This window comes from Synechococcus sp. MIT S9509, assembly GCF_047303035.1.
In the GTDB taxonomy this organism is placed as follows: domain Bacteria; phylum Cyanobacteriota; class Cyanobacteriia; order PCC-6307; family Cyanobiaceae; genus Synechococcus_C.
This window is the reverse complement of sequence record NZ_CP138940.1, coordinates 59,682-84,966: the sequence shown is the minus strand read 5'-3', so window position 1 is coordinate 84,966 and position 25,285 is coordinate 59,682. Positions and strand designations below refer to the sequence as shown.

The 25,285-nt window shown below is 49.4% G+C and carries 24 protein-coding genes; 11 read left to right on the top strand and 13 right to left on the bottom strand.

Annotated features, from left to right (window positions below; genetic code table 11):
* Positions 1–4: 4 nt before the first annotated feature.
* Both SIB73_RS00430 and SIB73_RS00425 read left to right on the top strand, forming a co-directional pair.
* Positions 5–1,144 (top strand): hypothetical protein, encoded by a 1,140-nt coding sequence (locus SIB73_RS00430; protein ID WP_413403729.1) that lies wholly within the window; start codon positions 5–7, stop codon positions 1,142–1,144.
* Positions 1,141–2,391 (top strand): urea ABC transporter substrate-binding protein, encoded by a 1,251-nt coding sequence (locus SIB73_RS00425; protein ID WP_413403730.1) that lies wholly within the window; start codon positions 1,141–1,143, stop codon positions 2,389–2,391. Before SIB73_RS00430 ends, SIB73_RS00425 begins: the two co-directional genes overlap by 4 nt.
* Here the strand turns inward: SIB73_RS00425 and SIB73_RS00420 are convergent.
* The 3 genes from SIB73_RS00420 to SIB73_RS00410 all read right to left on the bottom strand — a co-directional run bounded on the left by SIB73_RS00420 (position 2,388) and on the right by SIB73_RS00410 (position 7,193).
* A complete protein-coding gene (locus SIB73_RS00420) occupies positions 2,388–3,107 on the bottom strand; it encodes a DUF4079 domain-containing protein (protein ID WP_413406554.1) in 720 nt (239 codons plus the stop codon). The two genes, SIB73_RS00425 and SIB73_RS00420, sit on opposite strands and share 4 nt — an antisense overlap.
* A 749-nt stretch (positions 3,108–3,856) precedes the next feature.
* Positions 3,857–6,502, bottom strand: a complete 2,646-nt coding sequence (locus SIB73_RS00415) for a hypothetical protein (protein ID WP_413403731.1) — start codon at positions 6,500–6,502, stop codon at positions 3,857–3,859.
* Between the two features lie 514 nt (positions 6,503–7,016).
* Positions 7,017–7,193 carry a hypothetical protein gene (locus tag SIB73_RS00410; RefSeq protein WP_413439661.1) on the bottom strand — a complete coding sequence of 59 codons (177 nt, stop codon included), beginning with the start codon at positions 7,191–7,193 and terminating at the stop codon, positions 7,017–7,019.
* 1,638 nt (positions 7,194–8,831) lie between these two features.
* On the opposite strand from SIB73_RS00410, the gene SIB73_RS00405 reads away from it, so the two are divergent.
* The gene (locus SIB73_RS00405) at positions 8,832–10,031 is read left to right on the top strand and encodes an aminotransferase class V-fold PLP-dependent enzyme (RefSeq protein ID WP_413403732.1); all 1,200 of its coding nucleotides are present in this window, start codon (positions 8,832–8,834) and stop codon (positions 10,029–10,031) included.
* Here SIB73_RS00405 and SIB73_RS00400 read toward each other — a convergent pair.
* Genes SIB73_RS00400 through yidD form a run of 3 tightly spaced genes read right to left on the bottom strand, consistent with a single transcriptional unit; the run spans position 10,028 to position 12,122 of the window.
* Positions 10,028–11,527 carry a UDP-N-acetylmuramoyl-L-alanyl-D-glutamate--2,6-diaminopimelate ligase gene (locus tag SIB73_RS00400; protein WP_413403733.1) on the bottom strand — a complete coding sequence of 500 codons (1,500 nt, stop codon included), beginning with the start codon at positions 11,525–11,527 and terminating at the stop codon, positions 10,028–10,030. The genes SIB73_RS00405 and SIB73_RS00400 overlap by 4 nt on opposite strands.
* A gap of 27 nt (positions 11,528–11,554) precedes the next feature.
* The gene (locus tag SIB73_RS00395; protein WP_413406556.1) at positions 11,555–11,839 is read right to left on the bottom strand and encodes a glutaredoxin family protein; all 285 of its coding nucleotides are present in this window, start codon (positions 11,837–11,839) and stop codon (positions 11,555–11,557) included.
* 4 nt (positions 11,840–11,843) lie between these two features.
* Positions 11,844–12,122: a membrane protein insertion efficiency factor YidD gene (gene yidD, locus SIB73_RS00390; RefSeq protein WP_413403734.1), complete on the bottom strand. Its 279-nt coding sequence runs from the start codon at positions 12,120–12,122 to the stop codon at positions 11,844–11,846.
* 73 nt (positions 12,123–12,195) lie between these two features.
* Here yidD and rpsD point away from each other — a divergent pair, with 73 nt between their 5' ends.
* The 3 genes from rpsD (at position 12,196) to SIB73_RS00375 (ending at position 15,849) form a co-directional block, all read left to right on the top strand.
* Positions 12,196–12,804: a 30S ribosomal protein S4 gene (gene rpsD / locus SIB73_RS00385; protein WP_413403735.1), complete on the top strand. Its 609-nt coding sequence runs from the start codon at positions 12,196–12,198 to the stop codon at positions 12,802–12,804.
* Positions 12,805–13,252: 448 nt separating this feature from the next.
* Positions 13,253–13,735: an N-acetyltransferase family protein gene (locus SIB73_RS00380; protein WP_413403736.1), complete on the top strand. Its 483-nt coding sequence runs from the start codon at positions 13,253–13,255 to the stop codon at positions 13,733–13,735.
* A 902-nt stretch (positions 13,736–14,637) separates the two neighbouring features.
* Positions 14,638–15,849, top strand: a complete 1,212-nt coding sequence (locus SIB73_RS00375) for an agmatine deiminase family protein (protein ID WP_413403737.1) — start codon at positions 14,638–14,640, stop codon at positions 15,847–15,849.
* A gap of 1,403 nt (positions 15,850–17,252) precedes the next feature.
* Here the strand turns inward: SIB73_RS00375 and SIB73_RS00370 are convergent.
* Positions 17,253–17,555, bottom strand: coding sequence for a hypothetical protein (locus SIB73_RS00370; protein WP_413439660.1), 303 nt, complete (start codon positions 17,553–17,555; stop codon positions 17,253–17,255).
* A gap of 807 nt (positions 17,556–18,362) precedes the next feature.
* Here SIB73_RS00370 and SIB73_RS00365 point away from each other — a divergent pair.
* Positions 18,363–18,530, top strand: a complete 168-nt coding sequence (locus SIB73_RS00365; protein ID WP_413403739.1) for a hypothetical protein — start codon at positions 18,363–18,365, stop codon at positions 18,528–18,530.
* 122 nt (positions 18,531–18,652) lie between these two features.
* On the opposite strand, the gene SIB73_RS00360 is transcribed toward SIB73_RS00365, so the two are convergent.
* The 3 genes from SIB73_RS00360 to SIB73_RS00350 form a co-directional block, all read right to left on the bottom strand.
* Positions 18,653–19,135, bottom strand: coding sequence for a TerB family tellurite resistance protein (locus SIB73_RS00360; protein WP_413403740.1), 483 nt, complete (start codon positions 19,133–19,135; stop codon positions 18,653–18,655).
* Between the two features lie 190 nt (positions 19,136–19,325).
* Positions 19,326–19,532: a hypothetical protein gene (locus tag SIB73_RS00355; protein WP_413403741.1), complete on the bottom strand. Its 207-nt coding sequence runs from the start codon at positions 19,530–19,532 to the stop codon at positions 19,326–19,328.
* 161 nt (positions 19,533–19,693) lie between these two features.
* Positions 19,694–20,044 (bottom strand): hypothetical protein, encoded by a 351-nt coding sequence (locus tag SIB73_RS00350; protein WP_413403742.1) that lies wholly within the window; start codon positions 20,042–20,044, stop codon positions 19,694–19,696.
* Positions 20,045–20,156: 112 nt separating this feature from the next.
* Here SIB73_RS00350 and SIB73_RS00345 point away from each other — a divergent pair, with 112 nt between their 5' ends.
* Complete coding sequence (locus SIB73_RS00345) at positions 20,157–20,363, top strand: hypothetical protein (RefSeq protein WP_413403743.1); 207 nt, start codon at positions 20,157–20,159, stop codon at positions 20,361–20,363.
* A 17-nt stretch (positions 20,364–20,380) separates the two neighbouring features.
* On the opposite strand, the gene SIB73_RS00340 is transcribed toward SIB73_RS00345, so the two are convergent.
* From SIB73_RS00340 to SIB73_RS00330, 3 genes are all read right to left on the bottom strand, one after another.
* Complete coding sequence (locus tag SIB73_RS00340; RefSeq protein WP_413403744.1) at positions 20,381–20,716, bottom strand: hypothetical protein; 336 nt, start codon at positions 20,714–20,716, stop codon at positions 20,381–20,383.
* Positions 20,713–20,856, bottom strand: coding sequence for a hypothetical protein (locus SIB73_RS00335; RefSeq protein WP_413403745.1), 144 nt, complete (start codon positions 20,854–20,856; stop codon positions 20,713–20,715). The genes SIB73_RS00340 and SIB73_RS00335 overlap by 4 nt, the downstream gene beginning before the upstream one ends.
* Positions 20,857–21,298: 442 nt before the next feature.
* Positions 21,299–21,763, bottom strand: a complete 465-nt coding sequence (locus SIB73_RS00330; RefSeq protein WP_413439659.1) for a hypothetical protein — start codon at positions 21,761–21,763, stop codon at positions 21,299–21,301.
* Between the two features lie 341 nt (positions 21,764–22,104).
* Between SIB73_RS00330 and SIB73_RS00325 the strand changes: the two genes are divergently transcribed.
* From SIB73_RS00325 to SIB73_RS00315, 3 genes are all read left to right on the top strand, one after another.
* A complete protein-coding gene (locus SIB73_RS00325) occupies positions 22,105–22,338 on the top strand; it encodes a chlorophyll a/b-binding protein (RefSeq protein ID WP_413403747.1) in 234 nt (77 codons plus the stop codon).
* 1,093 nt (positions 22,339–23,431) lie between these two features.
* Positions 23,432–23,938, top strand: coding sequence for a hypothetical protein (locus SIB73_RS00320; RefSeq protein WP_413403748.1), 507 nt, complete (start codon positions 23,432–23,434; stop codon positions 23,936–23,938).
* A gap of 238 nt (positions 23,939–24,176) precedes the next feature.
* Positions 24,177–24,758, top strand: coding sequence for a ferritin (locus SIB73_RS00315; protein ID WP_413403540.1), 582 nt, complete (start codon positions 24,177–24,179; stop codon positions 24,756–24,758).
* The last annotated feature ends 527 nt before the right edge of the window (positions 24,759–25,285 follow it).

Genomic DNA, 25,285 nt, shown 5'->3' with positions numbered 1-25,285 from the left:
GTTGATGCGGAGGTTGCCCCGTCCAAGCCTGTTCGTATGGGTGCTTCTCGCAGCGCTCAGCATCGCACTGCTGCTCAGCGGACGCGGTTTCATCGGCCAGGACTCATCAGAGCTGCTCGACCGCAGCTCCGTCAATGAACTGATGGAGGGCCCCTCCGGCCTCGAGGAGGTCAGGCTCTCGGAAGAGCTGGTGCGCAAGCACCCGTTCATCTATGCCGGCATCCATCTTGAAAAGATCTATGAGCTGAATCTGAACTCACGCACATTCACAGCGGACGGAGAGATCTGGCTGGAATGGCTCCCGGAGGTGGAAGCGCTGCTGCAGAAACATGGCAACGATCCCGGCGAACTGATCGCACTGGCCAACCGCATCGAAACGTGGGACTCAACCTTCGAACCATCCACGGAGGCGCCACGAGAGCTCTCCGGCGGCAGACGCCAGCAGCTTTATCACTTCTCAAGCCGCTTCTACGACGACGAGGTCGACTTCCGCCGTGATCCGTTCGACATCCTGCGACTGCCGATCATTGTTGAACTCAAACCACTCTGGACGTCTCAGAAATACGAAAAGCTGCGCCTGCTGCCCGAACCTCACAACGACAACCTGGTTGGCGAGCTTGGCTCACTGAGCGGTTATCAGCTCGAAAGCGCCAACTTCACGCCCTATCTGCGACGCACCAATAACCGTCGAGGCACCTGGTATCGACCGCACATGAGCCAGGTGCGACTCGAAGTGGTCTACCAGTCGAATCTCTGGCCTGGAATCGTGAACTGGGTCATTCCGCTGATGATCATCAACTCGATTGTGTTGATGGCTCCTTCCGTGGAGGGAACACTGTCCGATGTGCGGCTCGCCATCCCATCCACGGCATTGCTCACACTCATCTTTCTGCAGCAGTCGTATCACTCCTCGCTTCCGAAACTTCCCTACACCACCTTTCTCGATGATTTGTTCACCGCCAGCTATCTGATCGCCATGGCCCTGTTCGCGCTGTTCACATGGGGATACAACACCTATGCCGCCGCGCCCGACGACCAGAAGCTCAACACCATGCGCCGGATCAATCGAGCGGACATGCGTTTTCAGATCATCTCAGCCGCTGCGCTGGTGCTGACCGCCCTGGTCAGCTGGGGAAGTCGATGAAGCGGAAGAAGCTGTTCCCACTGCTGATCACTCTGCTGATCAGCGGTTGCACTCAAGGCGGATCCAAGACCGACAACAACGTGGTGCGCGTGGGCCTGCTCCACTCCCGCAGCGGAACCATGGCCTTGTCGGAAAACACGGTTGCCGAAGCCGAACGACTGGCGATCGAGGACATCAACGCCAGCGGCGGGCTGACGATCAATGGCCAACGCGTGCTGATCCAGCCGGTCGAGGAAGACGGCATGTCCGATCCGGACACCTTTGCCCGCCAGGCCGAACAGTTACTGGATGAACAGCAGGTGGTGGCCATCTTCGGAGGCTGGACCTCGGCCAGTCGCAAAGCGATGCTGCCCGTTCTGGAGGCACGCAACGCGCTGATGTTTTACCCGGTGCAGTACGAAGGTCAGGAGTGCTCACCTTTTGTGGTGTACGGCGGCTCGGTTCCCAATCAGCAGTCAGAACCCGCCCTGAACTGGATGCTGGCCAATCGAAGCAAACGCGTCCTGCTGATCGGCTCGGACTACGTCTATCCCCGCACCGCCAATCGCATCATGCGCGCCCAGGTGCAACGGGAAGGTGGAACCGTGCTTGCTGAGCTTTATCTCCCGCTCGGCAGTGCTGCGGTGAACCCACTGGTCGAGAGCATTCGACAAGCCAGTGCAGGTGGGCCTGTCGTTGTGATCAACACGCTCAACGGCGACAGCAACCTCGCCTTCTTTGAGCAGCTCTTTCGCAACGGCCTCATTGGCCCGCAAGCGGTCGATAACGGGTTATCACTCCTGAGCCTGTCCGTCTCGGAGGAAGAGGCTCTTGCGATCGGCATCAACAAAACCTCGGGAACCTATGCCAGCTGGAGCTATTTCCAATCGCTGGCTGGTGACGCCTCCACAACATTCGCGCAGCGCTTTCGTCGTCGCTATGGATTTCACCGGGTGATCAACGACCCCGCTGAAGCGGCCTACAGCCTTGTGCATCTCTGGGCTCGCGCCGCCGAACGTGCCGGCAGCACCGATCCCAAAGACGTACGTCAACAGCTGATCGGAACCAGCTACGAGGCTCCGCAGGGCTTGCTGACCATCACCGCAAGTCAACATCTGAACAAGCGCTCCCTGCTGGGCCAGGCCGACGACACCGGCAACTTCAAGGTGGTGAAGGATTTCGGAGTCATTGAACCCCAGCCCTGGAATCCGGATCATCCGGATTCAGCGGGTCAGGCTTGTGATCAACGCAGTAACCCATCCCCTTAAGGCTCGGACGCGGGAGGGAGAGGTGCTGGCGGCGGACAGCTTCGGGCTTCGAAATTGCAGGCATAGATCGTCGGCTTCTGCCAGCTCAGTGGAATCTCCAGCAGGTCACGGGTCCCCGTGATGCCCTGGACCACGAACAACAGGGCCGCGAGCACATTGGCCGTGACATGCAGACGGCGCAGGCGCAGGTTGCGCAGAATCTCCGGCCGTGCACCGAGAGAAAACAGCATCAGGCCCACAACGGCGACACCCGACCAGTAATGGGACTGCCAGAACCCCGAAGAGAACGGGTCATCGGACACTCTCCAGACTTCCGGCTGAGCTCCCAGGCCGAGAACACCAGCCCAGGTGATCACAACGAAGGCCAGCCGCAGGCCGGGGGCCTTGGCAATCCACAGCGCCCCAAGACTGAGCAGGGTTCCGATCAGCACCAGCAGAAGTGTGAAAGCACGACGCCAACCGCCTTGAAACTGATCCAGAGGCGCATGCGTAGCGATGGCCACGATCAGCGCAACAATCACCAGGACCACCACACCCGCAGCAAGCCAGCGTCCGAGATCGCTGTGATCACGCCCAACGGTCGGAGGCGGTTTCGCGGTCTTCAGCCGCCGGGATCGTGTCTGCACCGACAGTCGTATCACGATCCCGGTGAGGGGGTAGATCAACACCACCGCCAACACCGGATGAACAATCCAGAGCCAGTCCACCAGGGCCATCGGTGATACCAACCCAACCGACAAACGCAACGTAGCCATGGTCTGAGTGAACACCTCAAAGTTGCGCCAAGTCTTGAAATTCGCGAAGGACACGGTGGGGCTCGCCTGATGCAGCTCTCGGATCAACCACGTCTGAAGCAGCCTGAGAAGACAGCAATGCCTGAGCTGAACAGCGATCATGGGGTCAGGTCCCCATCCCCAATGCTGAGAGAACGCTGCCCCGCACTCGCCAACAAGACCTACTTCAACAAAACTTGAGTTTTGGCCATGGCTGACAAAATCTAGTCATGGCAATTAGTAACTCTTCTCCAAGCAATCTCTCGGCTTAGAGGAATGCCAATATCAACGTCATCTGAATAATGAAAATAGAAAGTCACTAGTTATTGCCATCCTTCGCACTCTCCTAACCCTTGAAGAGAACGTCAGAGCTTTTCCTGGCGTTTAGGGGGGGGGGGGGCTAAAGAGAGAACGCATTCCTGTTTGCATGATTTGAGTCATCTTCAGAAGTAAAAATCAGGCCCAATGCCCGCCCTTGAAGCAAACAAAGTTCACAACCATGTCTTTTTATAAAATCAAATGCAAGGCCAAAGGTTCCAGAATACAAACTTCTTATCTATCATTTCGCAACAATCGTGCGCATAGAAATTTTAAATAGTGGTTAATTTAGATATTGCTAACTAAACTATTGGTGCTCAATTTAATCAAATCAACACCTATCGTGCCTAGCGCAAGCAAGCTTGTTCTAAAAACTATATCATCAAAGACAAGTATTGAGAGTCAAATTTGTCGCTTGTATCCTTAGCAAGGCTTCCAATATTTTTAACGAGAACAGCTTCTTTATTGTCGAGATCACCAAGTATTGCCTGGTACTCGCGATTGGATTGCCGGCTATATATAAAGCTATTAATAGCACTATTATCAAAACTCACAAAGTACTTAGTGCCGCCTGTTGTTTGAAAAGGGATGGACTCCAAGGAATACTCGGACTCAAAAACATCGGCTAATTTTTCGCCTTTTCTTGCGATAAACAATGCATAATTTGTTCCTCCATTGATAATGCCATCATTTTCTGAATCTTTAATCACAAAATGAGTTTTAAAATCGTCACTACCTTTATAGACAAGCTTATCATTAGCATTTATATTATCATTAAAATTGGTCGAAAGAATTTCACTAAACCTACTAGCCACACCAGTTAAAACGTCTGGTTGAAGCTCATTTGTTTCGCTAGCAGTATCTTGCTGGAAAGCATCACCGGCAACATAATCTTGCTCAAGAGCATTTTCAACTTTCTTTCTATTGATCGTAATGCCTTTAACATCAATATATTGGCGATAATTATTATTATTAGAATCTTTCAATAGCACCACATTTTCATTTCGATCAATCTGAAACATGAACTGCTTACTTGTTAAAAAGGGTTCAGTTGCTTCATTGGCGTAGCCATCCTCCATGTCGAAAGTGAACTGATAGAGATCATTTTTCTCGTTAAAGTTGGGATAAAATGCAATTTTAAATGCTGGATCAAGCCCCATCACATCCTTCACGTAATCTGCTAAATAATTTTGGTAGTTATTGAATGCATAACCTCCCGCATTATATCTATATTTATTTACGACATTGCCCCAATTGGGTGCGCCGAAGCCTACCGTGTAATTATTCTGCGTCGTATCAATTATGCCTTGCCTATAATATTGATTGCCTTGAAAACCATTATCATCCATCTGTGGTATGTATAAATTTTGTATCGTAGTATCACTAATACCGGCGGGAATTTTACCTTCTGGGTCTACCATTTCATTACTGAAATAAGTTCTATTCGCAATAGTTCCTCCAAATTCAGAATATTCGTCAGCGTATTGAATCGTGCGGTGAATATAAGGTTCTATTGTGTTGTTATTTACAGGGCCATTGCTCAAACCAAAACTGCTAATATTGGCTGCGGATCCGAAAGGACCACTGTGTATAGTAGTTTCTAAGTATTTTCCATCTCGAGAATTTACCTTGATTGCATCATCACCAACTAAATAAAAGATTTTATTTTGAGTTAGCTTGGGAGAATGAGATTCCAACCCATCGCTTTGTCCCCACCAGGCGACCAACTGATTGTCCTGAAATAGGACTTCATTTTTGGTAAGTCCATAATTCCAATCGTATATCCCACTTTGCTTCACATCAGCCTTTATGACCTCCTTAAGTCTGTCTTCGAATCCTGTAGCTTTGCCGTTTTTTGACCATCTATCTTGCGTGACAATATCACCTTGAAACTTTGAGTTAAGTTGTACGGAGCCCATATGACGTTTTGGTGCATCACCGAATTGGATGCCTTGGACTGCAATTGAGGGTCCATCGCTTCCGTCGAAACTAGAGAAGAGCTGAAGCAATGCGTTTTCGAATATCCCTAATTCCGGCGTGGAGGCATAGTTCCAAGGCTTTAATTCAGCACCAGATATTATAGGTAAATTTAAGGGATTTTTAGAGTCTCCCGTTACTGAAATCTTATTTTTAAAACCAACTCCTACTGAAGTGAATTCATTCAGCGGATCACCCTTTTTAGCTTTTTCCCTATAAATCAGAAACTGATTAAGTGAATTCGTGGCGGCATTAACCTTGCCATCTATTACTAGATGAATATCTTGCTTTAGTTCTGAATTACTCTTACTTAAAATGTTTTTAGCCACTGAACCAATTTTGTATTCATATTTTTTTACGCCCTGGGCGCCAAGATCTACGTCAATGTCCTTAATTGTGCCATTAGCTAAATTACTCGCTAAAATTGTCTGAATATTGTCAGATTTAGTAGGTTCATAATACTCAGGTCCAGTTGATACTACAATTGAATCAGCGCCAAAATCTTCTGGCTTATCCTTATATCTCGGCTGTAAAGTAAAGTTGCGTACTCCTTTGTCTTCCCCTTTTTTGAGAAAATTTGCAACTTCAACTACGCCATCGCTATTTGTAGCGGTAGCGAGATTAAAAACAAATTTACTTTTACCTCCAGACGTACTTATAGGATCATCGTTGTATGCAAATGCATCACCGACGTAGAGCAGCATTTCTTTTGGCCTAACTTGATTATTATTTGTTACAACTTCTAAGGTATAATTTCTTAGGTCAGCATTGGTATTAGTTCCCGCGTATCTCAAGCGATGAAGTTCCATATAATTGTATGTGTTTTCTTCATCACTTTTATTATTGCGAAAGGATGGGTCAAATTTCCATTTGTCCTTTTCGCTTGATGATAAACTAAGGGGCTTATCGTTGGGGTATGCTACTGCAAAAGAGTTTTCGAAAACCTTTTTTTGTCGATTACTTGTTTTTACAAGTCTTACAGTGTATTTTGTATCAGACTTTTTGACATCAAGCTTGCCAGAATCAAAAGCTCGCGAAGTCATAGCAAATTGATTATTCATATCTATTATATTTCGCACGCGTAAGTTTTCAAGTAAAAATATGCACTAAGCCCATGACCAAATTCCACTGGGTTCACTGGATAAATATTAAAAAAATATTATGGGCTGAACTCAATCGCCCAGCCAAAGGCTTCATGTTTTGTTGATTTATTTTACTTATCCAAAGAAAATACTAATTAATAATTATATAGTATGGTTTTCATTAAGCTAGCATGCGTAGACATATAAATCGATTCCCAACTTGATCTTAAGCAACACTAAATCTATCATAGACCTATCCAATAGCTGCACCCAAAGAGAAGCTTTAATTAGTCAGCTCGGTAATTTGCAAATGGTTTTTTGCTGTTTTGATTGGAATATAGTGTGAATTCAAAAGCAAGCTTTTATCAACATGAATTACGCGCGTGATGCTCTGAGCAGGTTCTATTAAAAGTGGTAAATTATTGTCTTAGATCTTCTAGTTTAACCAGTCTTTTTGCTCAGTTATTTCGCTCATTCAAGCGACTAAAGCGTGATTTTTGTAATCCGCATTCAGACCGTACTTAAGAGACGTGTTTAAATCATTTCCCAAAACACCCGCTTGCTCAGCCCGCAACAAATTGTCTTTTGCCATTTCTTCAAGCCTATTTACAACCAGCTCATGCATCCCAAACGCACCTTTTTTGCTTCGCAATAAGCCGAACTCAGTAGGATTTCAGCATCTGATTTAAAGGATTCTTTGGCTGATGCGCCTTCAATTAAGTGAATGCTATCCTCACATTTTGAGAACGGTTATGATTTTTATATCATTCAAAAGCGGCTCAACAGGAAGGCAGAGAAGCGAGAGCGCGGTCTTAAATAGATTATTGTTTTTGATCTGCCAGATTCAATCAATCTCGTTTGTTTCTTTTGTAAGCGGACCACTTTTGGTGTCCGTTACCTATTCATATAATTGTCCGTTGCAGAATTATCTTCATGAGCCTCTATCTTGATTTCTATGCCAATCGAATTTAGCTCATAGTTCTTTCCTCTCGCTACTGTCCATAGCATGATGTAGGCTTTATGAATTTTTTCATAGTTGTAAGCATATTTATTATTTGAAAAAACTTTTATGCGGTTAAAATTTCAGCATTTGCGTCCAGAGCTAGTACTTTTTGTTGTGAGAGCTTAGTAATTAGTTGGCCATCAATGTAGATCTGATCGAAGTTTTGGTCCCTTTGCCATGCAACGATTCTGTATCTCAGATCTAATGATCTGAGATACAGAATCGTTGCATGGCTTAGCCAGACTTAAAATCCAGAGGATGATTTCCGGGCAATTAACTATAAATACACTTATAGCCTTGGACAAAGAGAATCAGAGCGCCCAATAAGTTGTGTTATGATATTTTCAAGTCTGGACGAATTGGAATATCCCTGATGCTACGGGATGTCTTTAAATCATAGTCTTCTGACTATTGAAGGGAAATGTGGGCTTTATGCAAGTCCTATTCAGGCAAATCCAGCTACCCCCCGCGGAACAACAGCCTATTTAATCCAATTTAATATAATAAATATACAATTAGACCATATCCACTCTTTAGACATGGACAGTTCAAAAAATTTGTTGCGATTAACGATTGTTTTCTTGCTAATGGGTTGAAGATGGCTGACTTTCCAATCCATACGCGTTCAACGGCCTTCTGTCTGTCGGGCAATATTGACCATTGACAATAGCAATGAGCAACCTGCGTTTTCGCAAAGTTGCGGGTCATAATTATAAGTAGATTATTCACATATTTAACAGCATCTTTCCTTGTACAAAGCACTAGGCGTGCTTTAAAGTTAAATGCAATAAATGCATGAATGACATGCTTCTAGCCTTCATAAGTTCAAGCTGCTGGTTCTCGTTCGTGATGTAGGGCCTGTAGCAATAGCTATTTAATTATTAGCTTTAGTGTTTCTTTAGTGAACATTCGAGGCGATCTAATACAGACTTGAGAGCTAATACTGGGTGATGGATACAACCTAGGTGCTACAGCCTCACCCATCTCGAAGGTCCCCTTCTCATTTGTAGAGCTGTACCTGATCAATTTCTCTTCAGTGCTACGCTACTACTTGCTTACCAGTCTGAACTCCCTATCTGTACCAGCTAGAAAGGCTAAAGCTTGTGCCCGTGCCTGATTCAGCGCTTTTCCTGGCACTGTCCACATTGAATGCCGATGCACTGCTAGGTAGACACTCAGAACCCTGCACTGCAAGTGTTAGCTAGACAAACCAGAATGATGTATCTGGGCATTTTGCTGAAGAGAGTGACCAATATCGACGTCTATATCAACAATAGTCCAGTCAGAATGCGAGATCACTGCCCCGCACTCGCCAACAAGACCTATTTCAACTACGGCGGGCAGGGTCCTCTGCCAACGCCCTCGCTGGATGCCATCACCACGAGCTGGAAACGCATCCAGGAACTCGGCCCCTTCACCACCGACATCTGGGCTTACATCAGTGCGGAGGTGAACAGCACCCGCGGGCGTCTGGCCCGGTTGTGCAACGTGCCAGCACATCGACTCGCCCTCAGCGAGAACGTGACCACGGGATGTGTGCTGCCGCTCTGGGGCCTTCCGCTGAACAGCGGCGACCACATCCTGATCAGCGACAGTGAACACCCTGGCGTTGTGGCCGCATGCCATGAACTGGCTCGCCGCCTTCAGCTTCAGGTTCACGTGCTGCCGGTGAAGCAACTCAGGTGCGGAGGTGATGAGCAGGCCCGCACCGATCGCGAAGTGCTTGCTGCACTTGAGCAAAAGCTCACAAGCCGAACCCGCCTCGTGGTGTTGTCCCATCTGCTGTGGAACACCGGTCAACAGATGCCGATCACAGCTGTGGCGTCACAAATGCAACAGCACCCTGCAAAGCCTTATCTCCTCGTTGATGCAGCACAGAGCGTCGGCCAGATCCCCGTTGCGGAGGCGGCACAAGCGGCTGACATCTATGCCTTCACGGGACATAAGTGGTGCTGTGGGCCGGAGGGGCTGGGTGGGGTGGCGCTCTCGGAGCGCATGCTCTCGGAGACGCATCCCACCGTGATCGGCTGGCGCAGCCTTCAGGACGAGACTCGGGCTGTGGCTGATGATCCAGACCCCTTCCATCACGACAGCCGTCGCTTCGAGGTGGCCACCAGCTGCGTGCCGTTGATGGCTGGGCTGCGCTGCTCGCTTGATCTGCTGGAACAGGAGGGCTCCGATCACGATCGACTCATGCACATCCGCACGCTGAGCGAACAGCTCTGGCACAAGCTTCAGTTGATCCCTGGGGTCTCCCCACTGCTTGACGGCCCGCCGCCGGCTGGTCTCGTGAGTTTTCAGATGCACCCTGAGACAGCAGGAGTCACACCATCTGAGGTGGTGAAAGCACTCGGTGCGCAACAGATCTGGATCCGAGATCTGGCAGATCCCATCTGCCTGCGTGCCTGCACCCATGTCTGCACAAGTCAGAACGAGCTGGCGCAGCTCAGCGATCAGATTCGAAGCCTGTCAGCGATGGATAGCTAGTTCCAGGAGCGCAGCGCTTTCTCCGCTTCTTCCCGGTCATCGAAATGCAGCTTTTCGGTGCCAACAATCTGATAGTCCTCATGACCTTTACCCGCAATCAGAACAAGGTCTCCGGGCCGGGCCGCAGCGATCGCCTGAGCGATCGCGATCGATCGGTCAACTTCCACCTGGTAGTCGATGCCTGAAGACAGACCCGCCACCACGTCATCGAGAATGCGCTGAGGATCCTCCGTGCGTGGATTGTCGGATGTGACCACAACGCGATCAGCCAGCTCTGCGGCAATGGAGGCCATCTGAGGACGCTTGCCCCGATCGCGGTCTCCGCCACAGCCAAACACGCACACCAGCTGCCCATCCACAAATGGACGACTGGCCTGAAGAGCACTGCGCAGACCGTCGGGGGTGTGGGCGTAATCGACCACTACAGCTGGGAGCTGATCTGAGGGAGAGGAGGAGGGCAGCACCCGCTCCATCCGTCCAGGCACACCACGGAAGTGAGGAAGGGCTTGCAGCAACAGGGACAGCGGCAGATCCTGCTGGAGCATGGAGCCCACGGCCTGCATCACATTCATCAGATTGAAGCGGCCCACCAGCGGTGAATGGAAACGTTCCTCTCCGCGGGGTGTGAGCAGCGTGCCCTGCACACCGCTGGATGTCATTTCGAGGTCGCGCATGCTGAGATCGGCCACCTCGTCGAGGCTGCAGCGCCAGCAGCGATCGCCAAGGCGATCAGCCAGGCGTCGCCCCCAGGGGTCGTCAACGTTCACCACTGCCCGGGGCCCCTCACCCACCAGGAAGGGATCGGCAAACAGACGCGCTTTCGCTTCGAAATAGGCCTCCATCGAGGGGTGGTAGTCGAGATGATCCTGCGTGAGGTTGGTGAACACAGCAGAGGAGAAGCGACAACCGGCCACCCTCTGTTGATCCAGAGCATGGGAGCTGACCTCCATGGCCGCCACCTGTGTCCCCCTGGTCAATGCTTCTGCCAGCTGGGCCTGCAGACGATCCGCAACCGCAGTGGTATGCGTGGACGTCACGCTGTGTCCCGGCCAGCGATTGACCAGAGTTCCGAACAGAGCTGCAGGACGGCCGCACTCCAGGCTGAGATGTTCGATCAGATGCGTTGTAGTGGTTTTGCCGTTGGTGCCGGTCACACCGATCAACTGCATGCGCAAGGAAGGGTGTTGCCAGAAGGCTGCAGCCAGCTCTCCGGCCCAGTGAGACACCGGCTCTGGGATCACCAGAACCGGATCCTGCTTGGAGGGGGGATGCGACGCCGCGGCTTGCTCACCGATCAGCGCTGCCGCGGCTCCTGCCTTCAGAGCCTCCTGCCAGAAACAGCCACCGTCCACCCGCTCACCCGGAAGCCCGATGAAGAGACAGCCCTGACCAACACTTCGGGAATCACAGGTAATCGAAGTGACCCCTGGATTGGACAGGCCAGCAGGCACTGGAAGCAGCACAGCTTTCAGCAGCGAGTGGAGCGTCTGCGTCATCACAAGCCCCCTAAAGATGAGGCCGTTCTAGTCCGATCCGGCGATCGTGGTGCAGTGCCGTTGCAACCAATTGAACAGTCCCTCACCGCTCAGGCGTGGCGACACCCTTGGCAAGGGCTTGCCCTGCAGCGTCAGAACAGGAACTTCGAGGTCGTAACGGGTGCGCAGCTCCGGATCAATTCCTGCAGCATCGATATCGATCACATCCAAACTCAGCGTTGGCCTGAGGCCATTGAGGTCAAGCTCCCGAAGGCGTTGTTCCAATCCTTCACAGAGGCAACAGCCCTGCCGGCTGAACAGGATCAGCTGCATGGTCTCAATCGGGGACGGGGTCACAGCCGCAGGGAGTGAAGGGATGACATCGACCGATCCGGCGCAGAGTGAGCCAGCCGCCACGCCAGGGGCCATGCCGCTGGATGGCTTCCAGTCCGTAGGCACTGCAACTGGGGATGAAGCGGCAACGGGGGCCGAACAGGGGCGAAATCCAGCGGCGATAGAAACCAATCACCGCAATCATCAGCTGGGCGACGGCCTTGCTGAACTTCTCTCTAAGGGAGCTGGAGAAGCCGCCGGATAAGATCGGTGGTTCGCGCATGCGAAAACGCAAAGCTGACTCAAGTCCAGCATGGCGTTTCTCCGGCGTGAACGGTCCAACACCTTCTTCACCTATGTCTCGTTACCGCGGCCCTCGTCTGAGGATCACGCGGCGCTTGGGAGACCTCCCTGGTCTCACCCGGAAGGCCGCAAAGCGGTCCTATCCACCCGGTCAGCACGGCCAAGCCCGTCGCAAGCGCTCTGAATACGCGATCCGTCTCGAAGAGAAGCAGAAGCTTCGCTTCAACTACGGCGTCTCCGAACGCCAACTCGTGCGCTACGTGAAAAAAGCGCGCGCTCAGGACGGTTCCACAGGAACCAACCTGCTCAAACTTCTCGAGAACCGTCTCGACAACGTCTGCTTCCGTCTCGGTTTCGGCCCCACAGTGCCTGGCGCTCGCCAGCTGGTGAATCATGGCCATATCACCGTGAACGGTCGCGTCACTGACATCGCCAGTTACCAGTGCAAGGCCGGTGATGTGATTGCCGTGCGTGAACGCAAGGGCAGCAAAAAGCTGGCCGAAGGCAACCTGGAATTCCCAGGCCTCGCCAATGTGCCACCCCACCTTGAGCTCGACAAGGCCAAACTCAGCGCCAAGGTGATCAACAAGTGCGAACGCGAATGGGTCGCTCTGGAGATCAATGAACTGCTGGTGGTGGAGTATTACTCACGAAAAGTTTAAGTTCCTTCACTCAAGAGGGGGTCTGGTCCAGTATCAGACCCTCACTGAAGCAATGCTCAAACTTTTGCTGCCGTTATTTCATGCCTTGCAGGATGTTTCTGCCAGATATTTCGATGAAAGTAAAAGCACTCACCGGTAGCCGACGCCGCCTGAGGAGAGGGCGGATAGAGCAGGAGTTGAGATTGACTGAGCATCAATCAACATCTCCTCGTAATCGGAAAAATAGCATGGAATTTATACTTCATTGTTAACGGAGAATGCGTAATCCGGAAACGAACAATGGTGCTATGAACCTTGCCAGCATCATAATTGAATTTCTTTTCAGAATGCTGTAAAAGCAATGTGAAAAGAAGTGGCTTAAGGAAGTCCATGATTCAGGGGACAGGAGTTTGCTTAAGGGCTTTGCCCGAAACTGTCGCATAAATCATCACATTGCTGAATTCAAAACATGAACAATCAATCTGCTGTCGAAGTTCGTTCTGCACATGATTCCGATTTAGAGACGATTGCTTTCTTATACTTCAAACAACTTGAATTTCATCTTGATTTAGACTCAAGATTCAATCCATCATGGGCGACTTCTCTTGAAGCAAAGGCTTTTCTTGTTGAGTACATTTCCGATGAAAATCGTTTGCTAGCGGTCGCAGAGATAGAGAGGCAAATTGTCGGCTATGCGTATGGAGCAGTTATAAGAACGCCTCTTGACTGGAATTTCAGGCATATTGCTGAATTGGAGAGCTTACACGTATCCAAAAATTTTCGAGGGCTTGGCGTCGGACAGGATTTAACAAAGCGTTTTGTCGAATTCAGTAAAGAAAGAAGAGCTACACGGCTGAAAATAGAATCTTTTTCTGGAAATCTAACGGCGATAAATTATTGGGAAAAACTTGGTTTCAAGCAATATTCCATCAATCTAGATATCGAGCTCTAGCCAGAGCACGCTTGTCTCTTGAGCACAACATAACATCTTGCCTGAGCAAACTGATAACTATAATGGGGAAATCAGCTTGCTCTGAACTTACATCTACTGCATATGAACTGAAGAAGGTTGCAGTGGAGACAAAATCGCCGTAGGGTACCAATATACCTTTCAATAATTGAAGGCTCAGACATAACACCATCGACATTATTAAGCTGGTAAGAGTATTAGAAGAACAGCAGGTTGAAGCGGCACAAGCCCAAGGACCTGAGCGATAGTGATCGTCGAATTCAGCGTTGGCTAGGTACTGAAGCGTTGAATTCAACCAGATAAATAAGAGACGGAATACAAAACGTCATGAGGATGGATAGAAAGAGATTTCTGTAGTCAGTTCGATTGCCATTGAATTGAAAAAGAACCGCAATATGAATTAGCGGTCAGCCACAATGGCAAGCAATAAAACAATCAAGCGGATTAACAATCAGACAAGTGAACTTATCAAAAACCAGAGCACAGTCGTATTCATCAAGGAGACCTAGTGAAATTTATAATGAACAATTCGGAGCGGCAGATACCGCAACAAAACTGATCTTAAGCGACAGGATCCGACACATTATGATAAATCTGCTGAAGCAAGCCAGTGCAGAAAAACGACACAGCCAACCCAATGAAAATAATCAAGAACACTTTCTAAGTTGAACAACGATTCTGGAAGAAGTGAAGCGTTTAGACACTCAGAATACAAAGTTTTCTGGCAACGATGCTGACGTCAATCACTAGAAATAGCTACTTAACCAGATAGATACTTGTTATACATTTTAGATTTAGCAAATCAGGTGTCACGCCATTGCATTATGAATAGGGATGGTGTAAGACTATGAATGTCACTAGTCTTGCCTTAAGACTTAAGTTCTATGGAAAATAATAGAGAGTTTCGTTTTCCCGCAGAATTTGAGCAACATGCTGCAATTTGGATTGCTTGGCCAGTTTTTGAGTATAAGCGTGGATTGTCGGCTGTACCGATGTACATCGAAATAATTCGGACTCTGACACCTCATGTGAGAGTAAAAATTCAGGTTAACGACGCAGCAAGCAGAATCAATGTTGAGCGTTTGTTGATGAGCGCATCGATAAACATGAACCAAGTGACGTTTCATGATGTACCCCATGATGATATCTGGGTGCGTGATCCAGGCCCAATTTTTGTAGTTGATAATAATAAAAAAAAGAAAATGGTATTAATGGACTTCGATTGTTATGGCTATGAATCAGCTGATTCTCCACATTCAATGTTGGCCAAACATGCCAATGAACTAATTGCCACCGAACTTCAGATTGACACAATTTCATCCGAGCTAATCGGCGAAGGAGGCGGAAGAGAGTTCAATGGCAAAGGCTCCATGATTGCAGTGAAGTCCGTCGAGTGCCAGCGGAATCCAACGTGGTCAATTGAAGATATGGAAGTTGAATTTGATCGTCTATTTCAAGTAAGTAATATTATTTGGCTTGAAGAAGGAATTGCTGAAGACGATTCAACCTGGACTGGTCCATTAGAGGGTCCTGATGGTAACCATGATATCTGGACTCCGAATACGACAGCAGGCGGACATGTTGATGAGGTAGCAAGATTTTCGTCTCCAAGTACTGTGTTGTTGGCCGAAGTATCTGAAGAAGAGGCTTCCAAGGATCCCATAGCTCGAGAAAATCGGCGGCGTCTAGAACGTAATTTTCAAATTCTCAATGCAGCAAAGGATCAGGATGGTAATCCATTTCGGATAGTCAGAATCCCACACACCGATCATCTCTATGCCAACATGACAAGAGGAGACGGTGGATATGACGCTCTAGATGTTAAATACGAATTTGGCTGTCCATTCCCAATGACTGACGAAATCAAAGTAATTGCCGTATCAAGTTACCTTAATTTTTTAGTAACTAATGGCGTAGTCCTCTTGCCACGATATTGGCAACCAGGCTTACCAACTTCCACCCGAGATAAGGATCAAAAAGTACTTGACACATTTAAAACTGAATTTCCCGGTCGAGAAATTGTTCAAATTGGATGTATATCCATTAATTTTGGTGGAGGTGGTATCCATTGCATGACACAGCAAGAACCACTATGAGCAACATTGCTGATCACAAAAAAACATTGATTCCCGATACATTTTAGAGCAATTTTAGACTAGTTAAAAGCTTAGTTATCATAGCGAAGGGAAGCTATTATTATTTACTATTAATGCCGGACATCAATAGTAACGCCATCAGAAGTCACATCCCTTGAAAGAGCCTAAGATGAGCGGATTTTGCGCTCTGAGAAGAAGAGTGTCATGGCTGATATTTATCACTTGGGCAAAAATCCACCGACTGTCTACAAGGCCAAGATTTTAAAGGTTGATAAAGGCTTCAAATGGTATACGGATTCCCGACAAGTTATAAAGACGACACGAGTCTATAAAGGTTGATAAAGAATCAGTCCTGAGACTTGAAACAGCATAATTAATTTAGGAGTCAAGAATGCCAATGGCATAAACTCTTTCCCAGCAAAACATAGTGTCCTGAACACGAAAATTAGCCCCTAAAGCCCACTTCGAGATCAATAATGCGCTGATGCAGATAAACGAACATGTACGACTTAATTTTTGTCGTTAGCCCCATGCATGTGTTTTTGTGTTGTAACTCATCGCTAAGAATATTCATACTGGTCGCTATTCTGATGATGAAACCGACGGCAAAAAGGTCTGCGCTGATAAAAAAGGGGAACAACAGCAATCAGTGTTAAAGCGTCCTCTGTGGCCAATCAGGACTCCAGTCAAACAATTCAATATTTTGCTGATGAATGAGGTTTGACAGATGGCGCATCAGCAAACGGTAGTTGTAAGTGAAGCCAAGAAATTTGAGGAGCACATAGTGATTCATACCCAACCTTGGAAAGGAGCATAAGCCGACTAATCTCAAGTTCATGCTCCAATAATCCCACAAAAGATCTGGGTGGGTCCTTTGCTGAGCATTCTTTGTGGAGCATGCCAACGCCGCTCCACTTGAATTGCCCTAAATGTTCCAGAAAACCACACATCTAAAGCTAATGTCCCCAAGGCATCTCTAGCTTGAAGCTTCGCTTGCTTTAGAGATTCAAAAGTGTTGGGTCGAGCAAGGCAACAACGAGTGAGCCAGCCAGTCTTTCCACTGGAAAGGATGAGCTACAAAATTCACCTCAAATTCAGTCACAAGCACTAGTCGAACCTCAGAAGAAAGCCAGCACTACAGGACTGCAGATGAACTCAAGCACATGTCTGAAGATATCAGCCTTTGCTTTGCTGGGCTCTACCAAAATGAGCGGTTTACTTAATCCTCGCTCAAGCTATAAAACTGGTTGAAAAGTTTTGCCCAGCATTGAAAGCTGTAGCGACTCATACGTTGACTAAAGCCTGCCTCGTACCCGTACAGCACGATTGTTATGCACGCCACGTACAGATCTACCGGAGAGAGTTTTTTATGTTTAGAGCCAAGGAATCGATGATGAGAGGATTCAATTGGCTTCCGCCAGAATTTTCCAGGAAATGTCTTCCATCAGGACGGATGGCTGCCCCTCAAGAGCAGCAGCCAGATCCGCTGGTTCGGAAAGATCCACCAGGATTTTTCCATCCCGGCAAAGGAACTGCATGTCGGATTGATCACGACTGACCACTCGAAAAGCAGCGACCTGCTCCTGAGACCACAGCGTTGCTTTCGCTCTGGCTTCAAGCAGGTTGAGGTTTTCGGCAATGCAAACCCAGCCTTTGTCTGAAAGCCGTTGAATACAAAACACGGTCGCACCCTGTGATGAATGCACTATGCATCAACAGGGATTTTCAAGCCAGTAAGTAACAGACGAGCTTTGGGATCAGTCATCGCCTAACGACTGTGTGAACAAAAGCTTGCGGCTGAACTTTGAACAGACACAATCAATGCAATCGGGCACTGAGGCTGGAGTCATCCGGCCTCTTTTTTTGTCTCAAGGTTGATGCTCGCGGTCAGAGGGGATCGTTCGCCAGCATTCAGAGACTTGATTCACAACAATGTTTCGCTTCTGCACGCTTCTTTGCGCAACGCTTCTGATCACAGCTCCCGCTTTCGCAGGCTCAGGCGGCTGTCAACGCAGCACGAATTCGGCAGACGCCGAAACCACTGAGCAACGTCAGGACACAGAAGTTCAGTCCTGACAGATGAGGCTCCATTGATCTCAAGACGTTAAGCGCGAGCTTCGCAGAGCCTCTTCATTGCCAGCATCAGAAGACGCAGGTGGCAGGGGCCGGATTCATCCGGCCCCTTTTGTTTGGTTGCATCCAGCTCGTTCGTCACGATCAACAGCCCGATCCAAGCAATGCCGACGCGCTCGCCTAGGGAAACAAATGGCAAAAGCAACTATGCCCAAGTTAAATCGGATACAGCGATATTGAGTGTTAATAAGCGGCCATAACAGAGAAACTCCAACTCGAAGCCCAAAGCTAAAGTTGAAAATTATGGTCGAAAAGATGCCGGATTGGATTTTGTTTTTTCTGTTTGGCGATCAGATCTTTCCCGACGAAAAGATGCTTTTGATTCTTGGCTCAGTCCCCAGGGAAGGAAGGCGCGAAAGCCTTGAATGAAAAGTTCAATCTTGACAACACTGTCATTTGGCAATCTGGAGATCAGCGAGCTGAGCGCAGCGGTTCTGATCACTGTTTCGCTGGTCTTCCTGGTGAGCTTTGGGATTGTCTCCTTTAAAAACGACAGCAAGGGGATGATGAAGTGGATGTTTGATAACAAGATCAACGAGAAGCAGTGAATTCAGTGCAAATGATGTCTGCGTCAATCCGCTACCCCAAACTGTTCGCATAAGAGCAATAAAGCATTACCAGCGACGACCACTGGCTCATCACCAACGGTCGATCAGTTGTGGTCACAGAACTAACCCAGGCCAGGGATCTCAGGGGTTTTGAGCAGAATGTCCTGATCAGGCCATGAACCTTTACCAAACAGCGCATCACCGATGATTTGAAGGAGAGACTTTCCTTCAGTTAATTCCTGGCGGACACTGAATTCAATCTCCTCAAGCTCATTGTTCTCAAGCTGCAGGGAGTTGATCAGTTCCCGATAGGCCGAGCGCTCATCTGCGTTGATGTCTTGCTGATCATCAGGATTCCGCGAGACTCCTGCAACTAATCCTGCAATCCTCGCCGCAAGACAACGATCACCATGGCTGCTGAGCTGCTTTCCCAGGCTCGACAGTGAGGGCAAGCTTTCCTGGGTTAAGCGGGGCACAGCTTTTAAGCCGAGACGTTCGGGCAAACCCTGAATCATTCTTTCCTCTTCCTCAGAGATCGACCCGTCGCTGAGCGCGATCACCTGAGCAATCAGCAAAAGTGTGGAGTGGTCGGCCTCAAGGGTCATCTCTGCACGATGCCTGTATGGACTGTCCTCAGTCTGGTCAAGATCAGACAAAGTTCAAGACACTCTAAAAACCTGTCGCAGTTCAGGATCTGAAAGCGCACCATGAACAAAACGTCGCTTTCACCGGGTGAGTTGTTCTCATCAGAAAGAGAAGTAGACCAGCGAAGCTCTTCTCACTGAGCTCTCTCAATCAATTCACGTACCAGTTGTTGGCGGTGCTTGGCAATCTTTTGGCGACTTTGGCCTTCTCTGCCGCAGTCATTTCAGACCAAAGCTTGTATGTGCAATCCAAAGCACCACGATCCTTCAACGCTTCCTGGTAGCAGGCAGACAGCTCTGCAAACTCTTTGACGCGAACAACAGGAACGGTCATGCGGTTTACCCAGTGGTTGCTCATGCCCTAATCAATCAGCAGTGGGATCAGTTCTAGCAAGTCATGCTTGCATCAGTCATCAGGTCGGCCATCTGAAGCGACTCCACAGATCGATTGTTCATTGCCCTGCTCTAAGGCACGACCAACGGTTGGCTCTTGTCTGCGATGCGGTCGTGAATATGGGCTCAAGTGATGGCATTCAGTGACAAATCAGCGAATCCAAAACTTTGATCAATGTGTCGGTGGCGAGCTGATGGGAGATTCTTGTTGAGAATCTCACAATAATCGGTTTCATTTGGATACGTCACAAAAAATTTATCAATGTAGCCAACAACTTGCTGAAAATCGAAATAGAGCTCAGGGTTACCCAGATCAGGCTTGTAGATGTACTCAAGGGTGACATCTAAAACAGCCCTTCCTTGATGCTCAATGCTGTAATCAGAGATGGAAAACTGAAAAGACTCTGTCGTAGAGACTGTCGAAACCATCATTGTCACAGGTCGTGGTTGGCCATGTCCATCAATAGCAAATTTCACGGTTGCAAGATTTGATTTCCATGGTCTTAACCGTTACAAGACAATGGTTGATCAATCAATCGGATTCATACTTTTGTGCTTTGAAAGCAATCAACCCTGATGGCAAGTCAACTTGAGCCATCACTTTCAAGCAACCGCTCAACTGACCACTCAAGAGGTCTGGCCACAGACAGCAATGGAAAAACCCTTTGACAAATTCGCCAATACAAAAATATTTATCATCAAACCTTCCAAAAACAGTGTGCTCAATTCAGTTCATCTTCAACATTCGAAAAAGGTCGACACCCTGGCATTCTGTCTGTGCTTTATGGCGCTGTGAAGCTGTGATCGAAGGGCTTATAAGTTCAGACTTTCCGGCAGTGGATCAGAGTGAGCAGTTCGCATATCACGATCACTCCAGTTCCAGACCTGCTCGCTGTAGACCTCCTTCAAATGACTACCAGCCGGTAAAGCTTCCCACTCCTGATAGAACTTTTCATCTTGAGCAGCCAACCAAAGGGAGGCCGTCAAGCAGTCATCCAACAGATTCTGATCGGCAGTGTGCAGTCTTTCTCCTTTTGAGAATGCCTCGCTTTGCTGCCGCTTGCGTTCTTTCAGCAAGTAGGTGACAGCATTCGTCAAGGCATGATGCTCAGCCGGAGTCAGCGTGGTTGGCAAGTTATGCAGGCTCATGGTTTAGTCCATTGTTTTTTCGTTTCATGCAGCTCTTGTCGGTAATCAGTGACCACCATGTCCAGTGCCAAACCATTAATAATGCGTTTTTCAGGCTGAATGCTGTCCAGGCAACCATTATTGATCAGTTGTTCAAGCACTTGGTAGTCAAATTCATGGAACCTGGTTCATTCTGCGAGGTTTTGCACGTTCTTGAGCTGAGCAGAGTTTGAGCGAATCCTGAAGGACACCCGACCAGGTGCGCTCTTTCAGCGTCTCGGATCTGCCACGACCAGACAGATCCTCACAAGACTGGATGAACCGGACATTCTTTTGCCTCGAATCAAAGTCATACGAGACATCAAGCCCAACACGGCTTCAAGCTCGACAACAGTTTCGGCCCACTTACGAAGCAACCCCTCGGTTGGCCATGACCTTTGAGTGAGCTCCTCAAGGAATGTCGTTCTCTGTCAGAGACAGTGGAAATTGTTGAGAGCCAGGGCTGAGTAGTGCTGACTGTTATCGATATAACGATGGGTGGAGGGGTGATGTAAACGCCTCATCCGCAAAACCGATAAAAATTTTCCCGAGTAGCAAGCTTGATCAGACAAGCCAGTTCGTTTCGGTCTTGGATGGAATTTGAAAGAGTGCTTTTGAATTCTCAGCGAATCGATGCCAATCAGCCACATGCTCTGCATAACCATCCCAAATGTTGTCTTCGATACGAAGACTGAAGACCACCTCTCCTGACTGCGATGTGGTTTTCAGTCTGATCCCACCGTCTCGACGAAGAACCCAGGCTCCATGTTCATTTCCTGGGTCAATCAGAGCATCATGCTCCTCTTTGCTGATCAACTCAGTCTTCAAATTGTATTTCGTGCAGTAATCAGCCAACGCCATGAGTTCTGAAATTCCATTCAGTCTGTGCATTTGCTGAATGGTTTGAAACCTCTCCTCTACGCAGTCAGCAGTTTGGTGCCACTCCATATCGCTCCAATGGCTTTTCTCCGGTTTAGCCATGACTGCTCCACCGGGTTGAACCAGCTGCTCCACCTGATCGCAGAACAACGTCAGCAGCGGCTGTGATCAAGCAACCACAGTGTTCTGAAACTGAACAAGGGTCACTCGTTCATCGCCATACAGCGAAGAGCAGTGCTGGCTGGTTGATCAAAGCCCAAACAGGGAAAGTCTGAAGTTTGCGAAACGAGATTCCAAACCAGCACGCCCAATGAGCTGGAAACGACTCTCAGCACTGACTGAGCTTGGACTGAGTGCTGCAAAAGCAGGTGAATCTGCTCCCGTGGAACCCGTCAGAAAAGGTCCTGAAACCGAACCTCCAGGGACGGTTGGCCCACTTCCATGCGTGATCCAGCGGGCATAGACCAAGCAGGTCCCACTCGGAGACACCCATGACAGCAACCACACTTCAAGCACCCACAGGTCTGGTCACACACGATCTGGAAGGGCATGACAACGTCTACGCCATGGAACCACCGATGGAAATCGCCGCACCTGATGCCGGCTGGGGATTCCATGAGCGCGCTGAGAAGCTCAACGGTCGACTGGCCATGCTCGGCTTCATTGCAGCGATCGCAACGGAGCTGATCAGCGGCGAGGGCTTGCTTCACACCATTGGCCTTTAATCGGAGATCTCCATGACTTCCACAAAGCTTCGGGCAAGACCAGAGATTGACTACGCGCAGCTGATCAAAGAAATCGGCAAGCTCGAATTAGCCGACCGCCTACTGATCAACCGCAGAAGTGACCTCCCTTGAGGGTTTCCTCTGAGCAAAGTCAAAGAGTTCAAACGCCACGAGTGCGGCAATCAGGTCGGCAGCAACACCAAAAAACATCAGATGAAAGCCCAACATCTCAATGCGACACCTTTTAAGGCGGGTGATCGTATGACGACCAGCCCGGTTCCCTGATGAGTACCGGGCAAGTCGTCGTGTCTAAAACTCCAAGCTTTTCAGTCGCCGTTGCAATGCGAATGGAGACCCTGACTGACTGCTACAGATGTGACTGCCTGAGCCCAAAAAAAACGCCCCTGATGAAAGAGGCGCTGTCCGTTTCGCTTGAGAAAATTCAACAATGGAAATCCATTGTGTTGAAGCTTAAAAAGATGACCAGATGTGACCCAAACAGGTCATTCACTTGGCAGGCGCTTTGCTGTCACCTGGCTGTTCTTTGTGATGATCAGCATTCGGATTGTTGCAGCACATGGGCTTTATTGCGACTGCCAAAGTCCTAACATCCGACACCTGCACTCAAGCTGAAGCTTGCCTGAGAGTTACATAATTGGAGCAATCAATGAGAATGGTTATCACTTAACGCGGCTAAGTCCTGAGAACCGTTATCAGCTTTGCTTGCTACAGCTGCAGAGCCAGCCAAGCAGAAGACCAAAGCTACCGAGGCGAAACAAAGCCCCACTCAGAAGAGCAGGGCTTTGCGGTGTGAGGGTCAGGTTTCCAGCGGCAAAAACAATTACCGGCAACCACAGCCGAGACCATCGGCGCAGGGTTCGCAGCAGAAGGCTTTGCCGTTACGCATCACAGCTTTTGCAGGCTCGACTCTGCACTGACAAGCGGTGTTGCACTGGCACTTGATGAGATCTGTCGTCATGGTGACTACCGGATTGGGACAGTTCCTTTCTATGGCTGATGAACGGGTCTCAACAGGGGGAGGACCGACCAGCGAGGTACGGCTTAACGTGCACTTATGCGTAGCCAAAATGCCATGAAGCCCCCGCGCCTGGAACCCTTTGAAGCAGGCCGTGAGGACTGCCCACGCCCCGTCGCAACACACCACCGGGAACTGACCAGAACACCGTGGCAGAACACAGAAGGCTGGTGGAAGCTCACCACGTCGGGGCGACTGTGGTGGGCGCCTTTGGGCGCTCGCCGCTGGCGCTGGACACCATGGTTTGTCGCTGACAATCAGCTCTGGCACTCAAGCAACACAGCCAGCCCTGCAGAAACGCAATCGCTGTTGGAGCTGCTGGCCGACGGGCGCCAGAAGCAGCTCGATGATCGCCTGAAACGACGCGCCGCTGATGCCCGCCGCCGGCGGGCTCTCAAGCCAGCCCATCCGCCGAGGCAGTGCTGCTGTTGCGGCTGCACGTTCACCCCAAAACGTGCGGATGCCAGGTGCTGCTCAGGACGTTGCCGGGCCAAGCTCAGTCGGGATAAGGCCTCAGATGCTTGCTGTGGCACTGAATGCGAGCAAAAACAATCAAATCAGTAATGAATGGCTCAACTTCTAGACGGCAAGTGACGCAGAGCTTCATTCAATAACTCACGCACAGTCAAAACTGATTCTCAGCAGCAGATTTGCACTGCTGAGTGTGATTCTCAAGATCATATTTACGGCTTTTGAATGTGATTCTCAAAAGCATATTTTGATCCGCTAATGTTCGGTTTTTACGCCTATCTTTCGCTCTTTTGTGATGTAGAACTGATTCATCCCTCCCAGAGGAAGAGACATGACAGCTTCACAAATCCAAGCCCCCATCACTGTCCCCACCGGTCCTGCAGGCCGCGCCATGGCCGAGCCCATGTCCGCTGAACTGCTCGATCTGATGGAAGCCCATCTCAACCTTGAGCGTCAGTCAGCTGCTGACTATTTCGCTGCTGCCATCTGGTTCGCTGAACGCGAGCTGACCGGCTTTGCCGAGCACCTGCGTGATGAGGCCAAGCAAGAGGAGCAGCATGCCGCCAAATTCGCCGACTATCTGATCAGCAGAGGTCAACGCCCTGTGCTCGACACCATCGAGCCACCGCGTCAGCAGTGGACCGATGTGGAGCAGGTGATCGCCAACGTCTTCCGCATGGAAGCTGATGTCACCGCCTCGGTGCTGCAGCTCTACGGCACCGCTGAACAGGATGACGACAAGCGCACCACCGTGTTCCTCGATCCCGTCGTTGACGGCCAGCGCATCTCCGAACACGAAGCCGCCTATCTGCTGGGTCGCGTCAGGTTCGCTGCAGGCAACCCTGCTGCAGTGATGATCATCGACGCTGAACTGAGAGAAGGCGAGGCCGAGCCCGCCAAGCTTGAAGGCTGAGCAACGATCGGTTGATTCAGCCAGGAGCCCCACCTGGCGATTGATTGACCATCCCGGTCCCCACGGCCCCGCCCAGTGCGGGGTTTTTGCTGTCTGACCGCCTGCTTCGATCAGGGTCAGCTCACGATTGCTTGCGTTGCATTGGTTAGTGAGAGATAAATCGACGGTATCTCCCATCTCATGAACGAATACCTTCTCCGCGATGGATCTCGGGTTTATCTACTGACCAGTCCAAAAGGACATGACGTCTTCAGTTACCAGGGAATCTCGGGGCAGTGGGTACATGCCGCACTCTCCGTTCAAGCAGAGAAGGACCTGATTAGAAGCGTTGATTTCAATGCATCCATGCATCGATCTAAAACTGATTTGGCTCTGGTTTGAGTTATCGTTCACTCGGATCAAGCCGAGTTAGAAGGATTTATTTGGCACTGCATGCTCTGATCAACATCAACAGTAATCTAGTGTCTTGCTTATCTCCGCGGGTTCTTCAAACACCACCACGCCCCAATCAGTTATGAGGCGCGGCA

Bases quoted from the DNA above. Each gene is read 5' to 3' on its own strand.
- SIB73_RS00400 (WP_413403733.1), bottom strand. From the start codon at position 11,527: ATGACGCAGACGCTCCACTCGCTGCTGAAAGCTGTGCTGCTTCCAGTG.
- SIB73_RS00430 (WP_413403729.1), top strand. From the start codon at position 5: ATGCGGAGGTTGCCCCGTCCAAGCCTGTTCGTATGGGTGCTTCTCGCA.
- SIB73_RS00355 (WP_413403741.1), bottom strand. From the start codon at position 19,532: ATGAGCAACCACTGGGTAAACCGCATGACCGTTCCTGTTGTTCGCGTC.
- SIB73_RS00420 (WP_413406554.1), bottom strand. From the start codon at position 3,107: ATGGCCCTGGTGGACTGGCTCTGGATTGTTCATCCGGTGTTGGCGGTG.
- SIB73_RS00425 (WP_413403730.1), top strand. From the start codon at position 1,141: ATGAAGCGGAAGAAGCTGTTCCCACTGCTGATCACTCTGCTGATCAGC.
- SIB73_RS00315 (WP_413403540.1), top strand. From the start codon at position 24,177: ATGACAGCTTCACAAATCCAAGCCCCCATCACTGTCCCCACCGGTCCT.
- SIB73_RS00320 (WP_413403748.1), top strand. From the start codon at position 23,432: ATGAAGCCCCCGCGCCTGGAACCCTTTGAAGCAGGCCGTGAGGACTGC.
- SIB73_RS00405 (WP_413403732.1), top strand. From the start codon at position 8,832: ATGCGAGATCACTGCCCCGCACTCGCCAACAAGACCTATTTCAACTAC.
- rpsD (WP_413403735.1), top strand. From the start codon at position 12,196: ATGTCTCGTTACCGCGGCCCTCGTCTGAGGATCACGCGGCGCTTGGGA.
- SIB73_RS00380 (WP_413403736.1), top strand. From the start codon at position 13,253: ATGAACAATCAATCTGCTGTCGAAGTTCGTTCTGCACATGATTCCGAT.
- SIB73_RS00360 (WP_413403740.1), bottom strand. From the start codon at position 19,135: ATGACCCTTGAGGCCGACCACTCCACACTTTTGCTGATTGCTCAGGTG.
- SIB73_RS00340 (WP_413403744.1), bottom strand. From the start codon at position 20,716: ATGAGCCTGCATAACTTGCCAACCACGCTGACTCCGGCTGAGCATCAT.
- SIB73_RS00325 (WP_413403747.1), top strand. From the start codon at position 22,105: ATGACAGCAACCACACTTCAAGCACCCACAGGTCTGGTCACACACGAT.
- SIB73_RS00375 (WP_413403737.1), top strand. From the start codon at position 14,638: ATGGAAAATAATAGAGAGTTTCGTTTTCCCGCAGAATTTGAGCAACAT.
- yidD (WP_413403734.1), bottom strand. From the start codon at position 12,122: ATGCGCGAACCACCGATCTTATCCGGCGGCTTCTCCAGCTCCCTTAGA.
- SIB73_RS00395 (WP_413406556.1), bottom strand. From the start codon at position 11,839: ATGCAGCTGATCCTGTTCAGCCGGCAGGGCTGTTGCCTCTGTGAAGGA.
- SIB73_RS00415 (WP_413403731.1), bottom strand. From the start codon at position 6,502: ATGACTTCGCGAGCTTTTGATTCTGGCAAGCTTGATGTCAAAAAGTCT.